General features: G+C 61.6%; 15 protein-coding genes. 4 read left to right on the top strand and 11 right to left on the bottom strand.

What is annotated here, in order from left to right:
* Positions 1-69: 69 nt before the first annotated feature.
* Positions 70-1,284: an aminotransferase-like domain-containing protein gene (locus CLV89_RS13800; RefSeq protein ID WP_106164238.1), complete on the bottom strand. Its 1,215-nt coding sequence runs from the start codon at positions 1,282-1,284 to the stop codon at positions 70-72.
* A gap of 154 nt (positions 1,285-1,438) precedes the next feature.
* Here CLV89_RS13800 and CLV89_RS13795 point away from each other — a divergent pair, with 154 nt between their 5' ends.
* Complete coding sequence (locus tag CLV89_RS13795) at positions 1,439-2,206, top strand: FadR/GntR family transcriptional regulator (protein WP_106164237.1); 768 nt, start codon at positions 1,439-1,441, stop codon at positions 2,204-2,206.
* Between the two features lie 9 nt (positions 2,207-2,215).
* On the opposite strand, the gene CLV89_RS13790 is transcribed toward CLV89_RS13795, so the two are convergent.
* The 7 genes from CLV89_RS13790 to CLV89_RS13760 form a co-directional block, all read right to left on the bottom strand.
* Entirely contained in the window at positions 2,216-2,965 is a 750-nt protein-coding gene (locus CLV89_RS13790; protein WP_243395014.1) for a phosphate ABC transporter ATP-binding protein, read from the bottom strand.
* Positions 2,966-3,218: 253 nt separating this feature from the next.
* On the bottom strand, positions 3,219-3,776 hold the full coding sequence (locus CLV89_RS13785) for a F0F1 ATP synthase subunit B (protein ID WP_106164235.1): 558 nt from the start codon (positions 3,774-3,776) through the stop codon (positions 3,219-3,221).
* 4 nt (positions 3,777-3,780) lie between these two features.
* Entirely contained in the window at positions 3,781-4,326 is a 546-nt protein-coding gene (locus CLV89_RS13780) for a F0F1 ATP synthase subunit B' (RefSeq protein ID WP_106164234.1), read from the bottom strand.
* 86 nt (positions 4,327-4,412) lie between these two features.
* The gene (locus tag CLV89_RS13775) at positions 4,413-4,637 is read right to left on the bottom strand and encodes a F0F1 ATP synthase subunit C (protein WP_005636439.1); all 225 of its coding nucleotides are present in this window, start codon (positions 4,635-4,637) and stop codon (positions 4,413-4,415) included.
* A gap of 58 nt (positions 4,638-4,695) precedes the next feature.
* A complete protein-coding gene (locus CLV89_RS13770; RefSeq protein WP_106164233.1) occupies positions 4,696-5,499 on the bottom strand; it encodes a F0F1 ATP synthase subunit A in 804 nt (267 codons plus the stop codon).
* A 38-nt stretch (positions 5,500-5,537) separates the two neighbouring features.
* Entirely contained in the window at positions 5,538-5,879 is a 342-nt protein-coding gene (locus CLV89_RS13765) for an AtpZ/AtpI family protein (RefSeq protein ID WP_106164232.1), read from the bottom strand.
* A 208-nt stretch (positions 5,880-6,087) separates the two neighbouring features.
* Positions 6,088-6,975, bottom strand: coding sequence for a DMT family transporter (locus CLV89_RS13760; protein WP_106164231.1), 888 nt, complete (start codon positions 6,973-6,975; stop codon positions 6,088-6,090).
* Positions 6,976-7,062: 87 nt separating this feature from the next.
* Between CLV89_RS13760 and CLV89_RS13755 the strand changes: the two genes are divergently transcribed.
* Complete coding sequence (locus CLV89_RS13755) at positions 7,063-7,404, top strand: ArsR/SmtB family transcription factor (RefSeq protein ID WP_106164230.1); 342 nt, start codon at positions 7,063-7,065, stop codon at positions 7,402-7,404.
* A gap of 42 nt (positions 7,405-7,446) precedes the next feature.
* Here CLV89_RS13755 and CLV89_RS13750 read toward each other — a convergent pair whose 3' ends face one another.
* Both CLV89_RS13750 and CLV89_RS13745 read right to left on the bottom strand, forming a co-directional pair.
* A complete protein-coding gene (locus CLV89_RS13750; protein ID WP_243395013.1) occupies positions 7,447-8,373 on the bottom strand; it encodes a DMT family transporter in 927 nt (308 codons plus the stop codon).
* The gene (locus CLV89_RS13745; RefSeq protein WP_106164229.1) at positions 8,373-9,251 is read right to left on the bottom strand and encodes a LysR family transcriptional regulator; all 879 of its coding nucleotides are present in this window, start codon (positions 9,249-9,251) and stop codon (positions 8,373-8,375) included. The genes CLV89_RS13750 and CLV89_RS13745 overlap by 1 nt, the downstream gene beginning before the upstream one ends.
* Positions 9,252-9,398: 147 nt before the next feature.
* Between CLV89_RS13745 and CLV89_RS13740 the strand changes: the two genes are divergently transcribed.
* The gene (locus tag CLV89_RS13740; protein WP_106164228.1) at positions 9,399-9,980 is read left to right on the top strand and encodes an FMN-dependent NADH-azoreductase; all 582 of its coding nucleotides are present in this window, start codon (positions 9,399-9,401) and stop codon (positions 9,978-9,980) included.
* 253 nt (positions 9,981-10,233) lie between these two features.
* Here CLV89_RS13740 and CLV89_RS13735 read toward each other — a convergent pair whose 3' ends face one another.
* Positions 10,234-10,761: a prolyl-tRNA synthetase associated domain-containing protein gene (locus CLV89_RS13735; protein WP_106164305.1), complete on the bottom strand. Its 528-nt coding sequence runs from the start codon at positions 10,759-10,761 to the stop codon at positions 10,234-10,236.
* Positions 10,762-11,237: 476 nt separating this feature from the next.
* Between CLV89_RS13735 and ffh the strand changes: the two genes are divergently transcribed.
* Positions 11,238-12,776: a signal recognition particle protein gene (ffh, locus tag CLV89_RS13730; RefSeq protein WP_106164304.1), complete on the top strand. Its 1,539-nt coding sequence runs from the start codon at positions 11,238-11,240 to the stop codon at positions 12,774-12,776.
* The last annotated feature ends 7 nt before the right edge of the window (positions 12,777-12,783 follow it).

Genomic DNA, 12,783 nt, shown 5'->3' with positions numbered 1-12,783 from the left:
AACGGCGCATGACGCAAAATCGGCACTTTTCGCCCTGCACCCCCACCATATCTTGTGGATAACCGCCGTTTACAGCGCGGAGTTGAGCACCCGCCCCAGACGCGCCATGCCCTCAGCAATCATGGTTTCATTGCTGTTGGAGAAGCTCAGCCGCAGCGTGTTGGCGCCGGAGCCGTCGGCATAGAAGGCCTGACCGGGGACAAAGGCCAGCTGCTCCTGCGCCAAAGCGCGCTCCAGAAGCGTGGCGCTGCTGATCCCCTCAGGCAGGGTCAGCCAGATGAACATCCCGCCCTCAGGCCGAGCCCAGGTGACACCTTCAGGCATATGCGCCTCCAGCGCGGCGAGCATGGCATCGCGGCGGCGCATGTAGACCGCGCGCAGGGACGCAACGTGGTCGTCGAAAAGCCGCGCGGCCACCTGATGGGTGGCGATCTGGTTGATGGTGGCGGAATGCAGGTCGGCGGCCTGCTTCATCAGCACCAGCTGCTGGATCACCGGCGTCGCCGCCACCACCCAGCCGACGCGCAGCCCCGGCGACAGGGTCTTGGAGAAGGTACCGCAGTAGATCGTGCGGCAGGCGTCGAGATCGCCACCCTTCTGCTCCTGCTCCAGCGCCAGCATCGGCGGCACCGCCTCACCATCATAGCGCAGGGCCTGATAGGCGCCGTCCTCGATCACGGCGGCGCCCAGTGCCTCCGCCATCTGCAAGGCTGCCACCCGCTCCGCTCGGGTCATGGTGACGCCGGTGGGATTGGCAAAATCGGGGCTCATATAGGCGAACTTGACCCGCCCCCCGGCGACCTCTGCTGCGGCGGCATAGGCTTCGGGCGGCTGGTTATCTCCCGGGCGCAGGCAGTCATAGCGCGGCTCATAGGCGTTGAACGCCGCCAGCGCGCCAAGGTATGTCGGCCAGCCCACCAGCGCCGTGTCGCCGGGGTTGAGGAACAGCTTTCCCAGATAGTCCAGAGCCTGCTGCGAGCCGGAGGTGATCAGCACGTTCTCTGGCGCGCAGGTCACTCCCATCTCTGCCATATGCGCCGCGATCCACTGGCGCAGCGGCAGGTAACCTTCGGAGATCGAGTATTGCAGCGCCTGCGCCTGATGCTCGGGAGTGAGGGCGGACTGGAAGGCCTCGGCAAAGGCCTCAGCGGGAAAAAGTGCCGGATCGGGGATGCCACCGGCAAAGGACAACATCCCCGGCTGATCCAGCAACTTCAACAGCTCGCGAATTTCCGAAGCCTTCATGCGGCCAACACGTTTCGCAAATTGCGCTGGGAGGGTCATTTGAATCACTTTCATTCTCGATCATGTCCGCAATCGATAGAAAGACGAAAACCAAGTCAATAGTCCTGACCTATTATTTCACCCATCGTGATCTTGCAGCTCGGGGCGGTTGGTGGTCATATGATTTGACCAATCGACATTTCCGAGGCCACTCATGCCGTTCCAGAAAGTTCAGCCGGAAAAGCTCTCTGCCGCCGTGGTGCGCCAGATCGAAAAGCTGATCCTGCGGGGTATCCTGCGACCGGGAGAGCGGCTCCCGCCCGAACGAGAGCTGGCCGAACGGCTGGGTGTCTCGCGTCCCTCGTTGCGCGACGCGCTGGCAGAGCTGCAGGACCGGGGTTTGCTGGCCAGCCGGGCCGGGTCCGGGGTGTTCGTGGCCGATGTTCTGGGCTCGGCCTTCTCGCCGGCGCTCATCCAGCTCTTTGCCAGCGACGACGAAGCGGTGTTCGACTATCTCTCCTTCCGGCGCGATCTGGAGGGCATGGCCGCCGAACGGGCCGCCAAATTCGGCTCTGATGCCGACCTTGCCGTGATTCAGGAAATTTTCGACAGGATGGAACAGGCCGGGGATCCCAGCATCTCGGAGGCGGCGGCAGAGCTGGACGCGCAGTTCCATTCGGCGATTCTGGAGGCCAGCCACAACGTGGTCCTCTTGCACATGATGCGGTCGATGTTCGACATGCTGCGCAAGGGGGTGTTCTACAACCGGCGCATCATGTTTGGCGCACACACCACCTACGAGGCGCTGCTGGAGCAACACCGCGCCATCAACACCGCGTTGCAGTCGCGCAATGCTGCTGACGCAAGGGCGGCGGTGGAGGCACATCTGGACTATGTGAAACAAGCTCTGGACGAACAGATCCGGGCTGAGCGCAACGCCGAAATCGCAGCCCAGCGGCTGGAGCATGAACGCAACCGCTGATGCGGCACGTCACATGGCGGTGCTGTTGATGAAATCTCGGGTTCTTTGATTGAGTGCGGCAGTAAAGATCATCTCCGCACTGTCGATTTCAACCAGTCGCCCCTCTTCGAGATAGGCCACCCGATCCGCAACATGCGCGGTCTCGGTGAGGGATGCGGTGACCAGAACCACGGTGTGATCCTGCTTCAGATCCACGATCAGACGGTTCAGCAGAGCCAGCTCCATCCGGTCGATCGAACCAGTGGGCCGGTCCAGCAGCAATACCTTCGGTCGGATGGCGAGGCTGCGGGCAATGCACAGCAACCGCTGGCGTTGAATGGGCAATTTGGTGGCGGGCATCTTGTGCAGCAGATCCTTGACGTCGTCCCACAACAGGCAGCGGCGCAGCACGGTTTCCACCACTTCGGCGACCTGCGAAGGCGTGCTGGCGATCCGGTTCAGACGCACGCCATAGGCGATGTTGTCCCAGATCGACATTGGGAAGGGGTTGGCCTGCTGCGAAATGAACGCCAGCTGCCGACGCAGCGTCGGCAGATCGCAAGCGTTATGATAGATATCAGCACCATCCAGCAGGATGTGACCAGTGATCCCAAGGCCGCGATGCTCATCCAGCAGACGACACATGGCGCGCAACAGGGCTGTCTTTCCGGCGCCCGCCCGACCAATCAGACCCAAGACCTCGCCCTGGTGGAGATCAAAACTAAGATCCCGCAACAAAAGCTGACCGTTGATTGAGGCTGAAAATCCCTGCAGCGACATCAGCGCCGGTCCGGAATCACCTGCAGGACCCTCTCCCGCGGTCTGACGCACATCGTGCTGAGGCTTTGGAAGCGAGTCGAACATTTGTGCCCTGGATGCAGCATGACTTGAAAAACCATGTGGCACGGCGGGACGTCAGAGTCATGTCGCAAAGCCGTCGATCATAAAAACTTCACAAAACCCGTAAATTCGCGAATGCAAAAAGCCCCGGCGTTTCCACCGGGGCTCTTATCGGATCTAACACAAAACCTGCTTAGTGCAGCTTTGCGTTCACGTCCTGAATGGCTGCGTCGATCAGCTTGTTGGCTTCCGCCGCCGTCATCTGCTTTGCGATCACCTGATCGGCAACCTCGACAGCAATGGTGATGGCGCGATCACGCACTTCCTTCACCGCGGAGGCCTGGGCAGACACGATCTGCTCTTCGGCAGCGGCCATGCGGTTCGCGATGGAAGCGGCAAGATCCGCTTTCGCCTGCTCGGCCGCTGCTGCGGCTTCGTCACGGGCGTTGGACACGATGCGGTCAGCCTGAGCCTGAACATCCTGCTGCTTGCGTTCATAGGACGCCAGAAGGGTCTGGGCCTCTTCACGCAGGGCGCGGGCTTCTTCCAGTTCCGACTTGATGCTGTCCGCACGTCCGTCGAGCTGCTTGCCAATCAAGGACGGCACATTGGCAGCGAGCAGAATGCCAATGAACAGCAGGAAGGCGAGTACGACAACAAAATCGGTGTTGCCGAGGTTCCAGCCACCACCCGCCGCAAACGCGGGGGACGCGGACGCGAGGGTCAGAGCGAGTGCGAGAGTTGCGCGCATGATCTTAGACCTCCGTCCGTTTGGCGACTGCAGCCGCGATTGTGTCGGTATCGTCCTTGCCACCCAGTGCTGCAACCAGCGCAGAGGCGGTGTCGGACGCAACGATCTTGACGTTATCCAACGCAGTTGCGCGGATCTCGGCAATGGCCTTCTCGGATTCTTCTGCCTTGGCAGCAATTTCCGCGTCGGCCTTGGCGATCGCCTCGTCGACTCCGACCTGAATTTCCGCACGAGTTTCAGCGACGATGCGCTGTGCCTCGGAGCGGGCGTCAGCCAGAGCCTTGTTATAAGCGTTTTCGGCCTCAACTGCCTTGGCTTTGAGATCTTCAGCCGCGGCGAGGTCGTTGGTTATGGTGCCCTGACGTTCGTTCAGGATGCCTGCAATGCGAGGCAGCGCGACGCGCGACAGGATCAGATAGATCACGACAAGCGTGACCAGAAGCCAGAAGATCTGGTTTCCGTAGGTCGAGAAGTCCAGCTGCGGCATGCCGGAAGACCCGTGCGCCGCGTCGGCAGCTCCATGACCTGCGTCATGCGTAGTAGTTGCCATGTCGTCCTCCTATGGAACTTGCCGTTACACCGGGCGGGGCGCGGTTGGCACTCCGCCCGGCCGTAAGGAAAAAGTGTTCCGGAGTCTTAGACGGCGAACATCAGCAGCAGAGCAACCAGGAACGAGAAGATGCCCAGAGCTTCTGCAAATGCGATGCCGATGAAGAGAGTAGCAGTCTGCGAAGCAGCTGCGGAGGGGTTGCGCAGTGCGCCTGCCAGGAAGTTGGCTGCAACGTTGCCAACACCCAGAGCTGCAATGCCAGTACCCATGCCAGCCAGGCCAGCGCCGATGTATGCGAGATCGCCTTCCATGATAGTATCTCCTTACGATTGGAAGTTGCGGTAGTAGTTCAGACCAGCACGCGGCCCCTTAGTGGGACGGGTGCAGCGCGTCTTTCAGATAGACACAGGTCAGAATGGTGAACACGTAGGCCTGGATGAAGGCCACGAGAACCTCGAGTGCGTAGAACGCGGTGATGGCAAAGATCGGCAGGAAGGAGGCCGCGCCCAACGCGCCGGCAAATCCTGCGAACACCTTCAGAACCGCGTGTCCCGCCATCACGTTGCCTGCAAGACGAATGCAGAGGCTGACGGGGCGCACGAAGTAGGAAATCACTTCGATCAGGGCGAGGACCGGACGCAGCGCCAGCGGAGCGGAGCTGACCCAGAACAGGCCGAGAAACTTGACACCATGCAGCACGAAGCCGGTGATGGTGATCGCTACGAAGACCACGACCGCCAGCAGGCCGGTGACGGCGAAATGCGACGTTGTGGTAAAGGACATCGGGATCAGGCCAAGGAAGTTGGCGGTCACGATGAACATGAACAATGTGATGATGTAGGGGAAGAACTTCACCGCGTCCTTGCCGGCGACATCTTCGACCATCTTGTAGATGAAGCCGTAAGCCAGTTCAGCAACCGATTGAGCGCGCGACGGCACGATGCCACGGTTGGCAGAGCCGAACACCAGCAGTGCGAAGACTGCAACCACGGCGAAGAACATCCACAGGGTCACGTTGGTCGGCGTGTACCACGCGATGTGGTCGCCGCCAAACAGCGGCGTCACGGTGAACTGATCCATCGGGTGGATGGCCAGGCCCGCGGTTTCAGGTGCAAACAACACACCCGATACGAGCACCAGAGCCAAAGCTACGTAAAAGAACAGTTTGCCCATCGTTCCGCTTCTCCTGTCGCCGGACTGGCGCCCGACATTCATACGTCTTTATCAGCGTCGGCGTGTTTCTCCGCCTCGGCCATTTGCTTGTCCTGGATCTCGCGTGCGCTGCGGAGCATTACCTTCACCCCGGCGGCCAGACCCAACATTATAAACAGCACCATGAAGAGGGGCATGGTTCCAAACAGAACGTCCAACCCGTATCCGATGCCGAGGCCGATCACGAGACCGGCCACCAATTCCGTCACCATCCGCCAGGCCTGATTGGCCATGGAATAGTGTTCATCCGCACGGGGCTCTGGCTCTTCATGCGCCTGTTTGGCAGCGGCCAGTTTTGCCTCCAGCTGCGCCATGCGCTGCTTTTGGTCATCGTCAATCAACAGACGGTTCCTCACGCGAAATCTGATGTGTTGCTAAGCGGTCCCCCGCTCAGAGTCAATTGCACAATGCGCGTCACATTCTCCATATATTTCTATTAATAATCAATCTCTTATACAAATCCCGCCCAGACCCGCATCGCCTCAGAGACAGTCGTTTGGCGTCAAATGGCGCAGAACGCCATATTCAACCAAACGGTTGATCTTGAGATCAGGCGGGCACCGGACGGCGCCGGAACAATCGCCCGTCGATCAGAAGCAGCCCGAAGAGGATCGCCGCCAGCCCCATCAGATGGCTGAGCGCCAGCGGCTCTCCCAACACCAGGACCCCCAGCGTCAACGCGGAGGTCGGAGCGATCAACGTCGGCAGCGTGATGTTGGTTGGCCCCACGCGCGGCAGCACCCAGTACATCGCGATAAAGGCCGCAGAGGTAAGCGCAAATCCGATGATGGCCAGCGCGCCCCATGCCTGAGCGCTGAGGGCACCTGGCAGGCCTTCGCTCCAGATCGCAAGCGGCAGAATGAAGACTGTCGCCCCGGACAGGGCCCAGGCAACCAGCACCACTGCTTCCATGTCGCGAAACTGGCGGGCGACATTGACAGAAAAGGCATAGCACAGCGGTGCACCCAGCGTCACCAGAACCGCCCAGATGGCCGATGGCTCACCGCTTTGCAGGATGGGGAGCGACAGGATCACGATCCCGGCAAGCCCCGCCCCAACGCCGAGGCTCTTGCGCCAGCTGGCGCGCTCGCCGCCCGGCCAGAAATGGGTCACAACGACCGCCAGCGCCGGCGTGCTCGCATTGACAATACCGGCAACGCCGCTGGCGATATGCTGCTGTCCGATGGCATAGAATGAGAACGGGATCGCATAGCTCAGTGCGCCAAACCCCGCGAGCGCCAGCGCCCGCGACATCGGGATGCGCCAGCGACGACCACGCGCCAGAAGGAAGATCCAGCACCCCAGCGCCCCGAGGCCAACCCGCCCGGTCGAGATCCACAGCGGATCCAATTCACGCAGAAGCACGGCGTTGAACATGAAGGACATGCCCCAGCCGATGCCGAGAATGACAATAATCGCCCAATCGCGCAGCGCCATGGTGGTCTCCCTGTGTTTCTGTGCGAGAGTTCTGCGCGCACGCTTCGGGATTGTCGACCCGCATCCTGCACTTTAGGAGGTATCTGCATGAGCGACACCCTTGATACAGTCTTTGCGGCCCTCGCAGATCCGACCCGGCGGGCGATCCTGTCGATGCTACTGGAAGACGACATGGCCGTCACCGATGTGGCGGAACCGTTCGAGATGTCGCTGGCAGCGATTTCCAAGCATCTCACCATCCTCACCCGCGCCGGTCTGATCGCGCAGGAGAAACGCGGGCGGGTGAAATGGTGCAAGCTGCAGCCCGACGCCCTGCGCAACGCCTCCGTATGGATGCAGGGGTTTGGTCAGTTCGAGCCGGTGAACCTTGATGCCTTTGAACGGTTTCTGGAGACCGAGCTGGCACCGCCGCAGTCCGACGAGGCCTGACCCCCTGCAGGACCTGCGAGCAGCTACGGCGCGCAATGACGCCTAGTGTCGTCCCTCATCCTTGAGCAACAGCCAGAGCGCCACCATGGTCAGCGCGATGCCCACGAGGATGAACCCCGAGGGCCAGCCCTTGCCCAGCGCCATTTCCCACAGGATCACCCATGTGGGCACCAAATATGTATAGGCCATGACCTTGGCCGAGGGCAGCCGCAGAGTGGAGAACTGCAGTAGCACAAACGTCAGCGCCGAGGCGCAGAACGACAGGTAGAAGAGACCGATCCAGACGATGGGTTTCAGCCCAGCCCAATCCGTGGCCCGCAGGTCGCGCCAGCCAAAGATGATCAGCACCAATGCGCCCGCCACCAGCATGCCAAAAGTGAAGACCAGCGCCGGTTCGCACCGGTTCAGCTTGCGTACCAGCGGCGTGTATAGCGCGTGCGCCATACAGCCCCAGAAATAGACCATCTCTCCCTGGCCGATCTCAAATGCCATGAGGGCGGACAGATCCGCGCGAAAGATCACCCAGAGCGCCCCTGCCCCACCAATGGTCAATGCCAGGGCCATCCGTGGCGTGGTGACCTGCCGCAGCAACAGCCAGCCAAAGACGCCGCTCATCGCGGGTGTGAGGGTGAAAACCGCCGCCGCGCTGACCGGTGCTGCGGTCTTCAGCCCGTAGAACATCAGCACGAAGTAGATCGCGAACACCCCACCCAGCAGCAAATAGCGCCAGGGCGCCGCAAAATGCGCACGTCGCAACCCCGGCCCCAACGCTGCAGCCGCACCGATCAGCGCGCCTGCCAGTACAAACCGAACTGCGTTGATTGCTGCCGGAGTGATTTCATTCGCCACCATTGACCCCAGCGAGAAGGACCCCGCCACCAGCGCCGAGAAGGCAAGCATCGCTAGATGGCCCTTGTGCCCGTCGCTCAACGCGGGGCGTTCGGGCAGCGAGTTGCTGTTCATGCTCATTACTGCGGCCAGCCCTTGGCGTGTTCCTTCAAGAAGCGCACGAAGCTCTGCACCTTGTTGGTGCGGTGCAGATCCACATGGGTCACCAGCCAGATCTTGCCCGACCAGTCATCGCGCGGATCCATCATCATCACCAGGTCGGGGCTGTTCGCCGCTTCCCACAGCGAGATGAACCCGATGCCCGCCCCGGCGCGGATCGCCTTATGCCCCGCCACAGCGTCGGAGCAGCGGAACACGATGTTCTCGGCCGGAATGGTGGCGCGCAGCCAGCGTTCAAACGGCGCGCGGGTGTTTTCATTGTCACTGGCGACAAAGCGGTGGTTCACCATGTCATCCTGCCCCTGCAACATGCCGTGGCGCTCCACGTAGTCGCGTGAGGCATAGAGCGCGAGGCGCTGACCGACAAAGGGCTGCACCACATTGTCTGGCTGCTCCGGCGCGGCACCAGCGCGCAAGGCCACATGGGCCTCGCCATACTCCAGACGGAACAAGCGGTCGCCGGTCAGGTAGCGGATCACCAGATCCGGATGCATTTGTTGGAATTCCGTCAGCGCCGGGGCCAGCATCGGCGCCATCGACGACAGGGAGGTCACCACCAATTCCCCCGAAACCTCGTCACCCTGCCCTTTCAGGCGTCCGACCAACTGGCTGAACTGGTCATCGGTGGTCTGCGCCACCCGCAACAGATCCAACCCCGCTTCGGTCGGCGTGTAACCACGCGCATGGCGCTGAAACAGTTTCACCCCCAGCCGCGTCTCGATCGCATCGATATGACGGATCACCGTCGCATGATGCACCCCCAGAACCTCGGCCGCGCCACTCACGGTTCCCAGCCGCGCAACCTGATAGGCGGTGCGCACTTCATCCCAATTTTCCAACCTGCTCCCCAGTTCAGAAACATGCCTCTGACAGCCTGCGCAAATACGCACAGATCATGTTGAATATCTCAAATTGTGTTCGCATTTGTAAATACCCATTCTCCGGTTCAGTAGATTGACATCGCCCCCCACGAGGACTCAAAGACAATGACCCAGACCGTTCTTCATATCGACAGCTCCGCCCGCCTTTCCGGCTCCGTTTCCCGCGACCTGACAGCTCAGGTCGTCGAGCGTCTCGGCGCAAAAGAGGTGATCCGTCGCGACCTGGCCACGCCGCTGCCCCTGCTGGATGAGGCCTGGATCGGTGCAAACTTCACACCCGCAGACCAGCGATCCGACGATCAGAAGGCGACGCTGGCGCTGTCTGACGCGTTGGTCGCCGAACTGGAGCGCGTTGACACCGTGGTGATTGGCGCGCCGGTCTACAATTTCACCGTGCCCACCACGCTAAAGGCCTGGATTGATCTGGTCGCACGTGTGGGCAAGACCTTCCAATACACCGAGGCCGGCCCCGAAGGACTGCTAAAAGGCAAGCGCGCCATCGTCGTGATCGCTTCCGGTGGCACTGAGGCAGGGTCGGACATCGACTACGCGAGCCGCTACCTGCAGCACATGTTGGGGTTCATCGGCATCACCGACATCGAACTCGTGGCGGCCGACCAGCAGGCGCTGGACGCAGAAGGCTCCGTTCAAAAGGCAAAGGACGCCATCGCTCAACTGGCGGCCTGACGTTTGACCTGATCGGTGTCCAGAGACCGCTCCGTTCCATTCGGGACGGGCGGGGGCTCTCCCGCCCGGTCATCGGTCAGCCACAGGCTGCCCAAGACCCGTTGGGCCCGGCAGGCCGCGCCGAAGGCGCGGCCTGCCCCCGGCGATCCGCAAGGCGGAGCGCAATCCCTCGACCTGGTTTCAGCTGTATCGCGCGCCACAAGGCTGGGGTGCCACACCGTCAGACCGGGTCCCGATACCCTTTAGATCCAGTCTAGATCCAGTCGGGAGTGACGTTGATCTTTTTGAGAAAGGTCATCATGTCCGCGCGCGGCATCGCCACGGTGCGATCATTGACCAGCGGATGCATATAGATCACCTCCGCATCCCGTGCCTGTGCATCCATGAAGAAGCGTACCCCCTGCTCCGCACCATTGATCATCGCCAGCGGGCTGACCGCGCCGGGACGGATGCCGAGAAACTGCATCAGCCGATCGGCCGAGCCAAAAGACAACCCGCCCACACCAAGCTCAGCGCCAAGCACCTTGAGGTCGATCTCGCGGTCCTGCTGCAACGATATCAGATAGTTCCGTTTCTTGCGATCACGCAGATAGAGGTTCTTCAGGCGCAGCGCATGCTCCCCCGGCACCATGAGGTCATCCTCAACCGCCTTCGACTCCTCGACGGTGCGCAGCGGCACATGCTCATGCAGGACATAGGAGATCCCCCAGCTGTCCAGTTGCGCCAGCAACATGTCGGAGGAGAGCGGCAAGCTGTCCTGATAAAGGGATGACGCGTCCATGATATAGCCCCACTTGAACCGGAATTGAATCGGGCGCAGTCTGCAGATCGAACCTGCGCCTTTCAACGCAGTTTTGCGCATCCGTCTCGGGCAACTGCGCCATTAATCGACGCACCGCACCGCACTTGCGTCAAATCCGCAACGTCCGGTCGCTTCTCGCCTACGGCATCCTTGCCTGCATCCGCCACTCTTGTCTGCTTTGCCTTGACTCTCCTGCGCCCCAGCGGTAGGCCCTGCCTCAACCCCGGGAGCACTGTGTCTTCCGGTCCTCGGCGCGTGTCGGGGATCGCCCTCCACCAGCGCGTTGCGCCCGTGGGGGCAAATCTGTTTTGGTTTGCTCGCATCGTGCTGACACGGCGCGGGCAAACTGTTTGAATTGGCCCCGCACCGCAGCCGAAGGTGGGGACGATTGTGTAAAGGTCCACCGCTCCTTACATCAGGGGCACATCTCGTAACCGGCAATGGAGGCCGAAGGCATGTTTGAAAATCTATCCGAACGCCTGTCTGGCGTCTTTGACCGGCTGACCAAACAGGGTGCGCTGTCCGAAGACGACGTCAAGACCGCCCTGCGCGAAGTGCGCGTGGCGCTGCTGGAGGCGGATGTCTCGCTGCCCGTGGCCCGCGACTTCGTCAAGAAGGTACAGGACCAGGCCACCGGTCAGGCAGTCACCAAATCCGTCACCCCCGGCCAGCAGGTGGTCAAGATCGTGCATGACGCGCTGGTCGACACCCTGCGCGGCGAAGACGATCCCGGCGCCTTGAAGATCGACAGCCCTCCTGCGCCGATCCTGATGGTCGGTCTGCAAGGCTCCGGCAAAACCACAACCACCGGTAAACTCGCCAAGCGCCTGAAAGAAAAAGAGGGCAAGAAAGTCCTCCTTGCTTCGCTCGACGTCTATCGCCCGGCGGCGATGGATCAGCTGGCGGTGCTCGGCACCCAGATCGGCGTCGACACCCTGCCGATCGTCAAAGGCCAGACCCCTGTAGACATCGCGCGCCGTGCCAAACAGCAGGCCGCGCTGGGTGGTTACGACGTCTATATGCTCGATACCGCAGGCCGTCTGCAGATCGACGAAGTCCTGATGAAAGAGGTCGAGGACGTCCGCGATGTGGTCAGCCCGCGCGAGACCCTGCTGGTGGTCGATGGCCTGACCGGTCAGGTCGCGGTCGAGGTTGCCGAGGAGTTCGACAGCAAGATCGGCATCTCCGGCGTGGTGCTGACCCGGATGGATGGCGACGGTCGCGGCGGTGCGGCGCTCTCGATGCGCGCAGTGACCGGCAAGCCGATCCGCTTCGTCGGCCTTGGCGAGAAGATGGACGCCATCGAGACCTTCGAGCCGGACCGGATCGCGGGCCGTATCCTCGGCATGGGCGACATCGTCGCGCTGGTCGAGAAGGCGCAGGACACCATCGAGGCCGAACAGGCCGAGCGCATGATGAAGCGCATGATGAAAGGTCAGTTCAACATGAACGACCTGCGCATGCAGCTGGAACAGATGCAGCAGATGGGCGGCATGCAGGGCATGATGCAGATGATGCCCGGCATGAACAAGATGGCCAAACAGGTCGAGGATTCGGGCTTTGACGACAAGGCTATCACGCGCCAGATCGCCATGATCCAGTCGATGACCAAGAAAGAGCGCGCCAACCCCGCGCTGCTGCAGGCCAGCCGCAAGAAACGCATCGCGGCGGGCTCCGGCATGGCGGTTTCCGATCTCAACAAGCTTCTGAAAATGCACCGCCAGATGGGCGACATGATGAAGAAGATGGGCAAGATGGGCAAAGGCAAGATGCTGAAAGAGGCCATGAAGGGCATGCTCGGCAAGGGCGGCGGCATGCCGGATATGCAAGGCGGTATGCCCGGTGGCATGGACCCCAGCCAGATGGACCCCAAGGCACTGGAAGCAGCGGCCAAGGCGATGGGTGGCAAGGGCGGATTGCCCGGCGGTCTTGGCGGGCTCGGCGGCGGCATGGGCCTGCCCGGCGGCCTGTCCGGTTTTGGCAAGAAGAAGTAGGCAAGAC

Origin of the sequence: Tritonibacter scottomollicae (assembly GCF_003003215.1) — a bacterium.
Classification (GTDB): domain Bacteria; phylum Pseudomonadota; class Alphaproteobacteria; order Rhodobacterales; family Rhodobacteraceae; genus Epibacterium; species Epibacterium scottomollicae.
Note: the sequence above shows the minus strand (reverse complement) of the source record. Positions and strands in the feature narration are given on the sequence as shown.

Coding starts and splice junctions, on each gene's coding strand:
- CLV89_RS13800 (WP_106164238.1), bottom strand. CDS start 1,284: ATGACCCTCCCAGCGCAATTTGCGAAACGTGTTGGCCGCATGAAGGCT.
- CLV89_RS13795 (WP_106164237.1), top strand. CDS start 1,439: ATGCCGTTCCAGAAAGTTCAGCCGGAAAAGCTCTCTGCCGCCGTGGTG.
- CLV89_RS13790 (WP_243395014.1), bottom strand. CDS start 2,965: ATGTCGCTGCAGGGATTTTCAGCCTCAATCAACGGTCAGCTTTTGTTG.
- CLV89_RS13785 (WP_106164235.1), bottom strand. CDS start 3,776: ATGCGCGCAACTCTCGCACTCGCTCTGACCCTCGCGTCCGCGTCCCCC.
- CLV89_RS13780 (WP_106164234.1), bottom strand. CDS start 4,326: ATGGCAACTACTACGCATGACGCAGGTCATGGAGCTGCCGACGCGGCG.
- CLV89_RS13775 (WP_005636439.1), bottom strand. CDS start 4,637: ATGGAAGGCGATCTCGCATACATCGGCGCTGGCCTGGCTGGCATGGGT.
- CLV89_RS13770 (WP_106164233.1), bottom strand. CDS start 5,499: ATGGGCAAACTGTTCTTTTACGTAGCTTTGGCTCTGGTGCTCGTATCG.
- CLV89_RS13760 (WP_106164231.1), bottom strand. CDS start 6,975: ATGGCGCTGCGCGATTGGGCGATTATTGTCATTCTCGGCATCGGCTGG.
- CLV89_RS13755 (WP_106164230.1), top strand. CDS start 7,063: ATGAGCGACACCCTTGATACAGTCTTTGCGGCCCTCGCAGATCCGACC.
- CLV89_RS13750 (WP_243395013.1), bottom strand. CDS start 8,373: ATGAGCATGAACAGCAACTCGCTGCCCGAACGCCCCGCGTTGAGCGAC.
- CLV89_RS13740 (WP_106164228.1), top strand. CDS start 9,399: ATGACCCAGACCGTTCTTCATATCGACAGCTCCGCCCGCCTTTCCGGC.
- CLV89_RS13735 (WP_106164305.1), bottom strand. CDS start 10,761: ATGGACGCGTCATCCCTTTATCAGGACAGCTTGCCGCTCTCCTCCGAC.
- ffh (WP_106164304.1), top strand. CDS start 11,238: ATGTTTGAAAATCTATCCGAACGCCTGTCTGGCGTCTTTGACCGGCTG.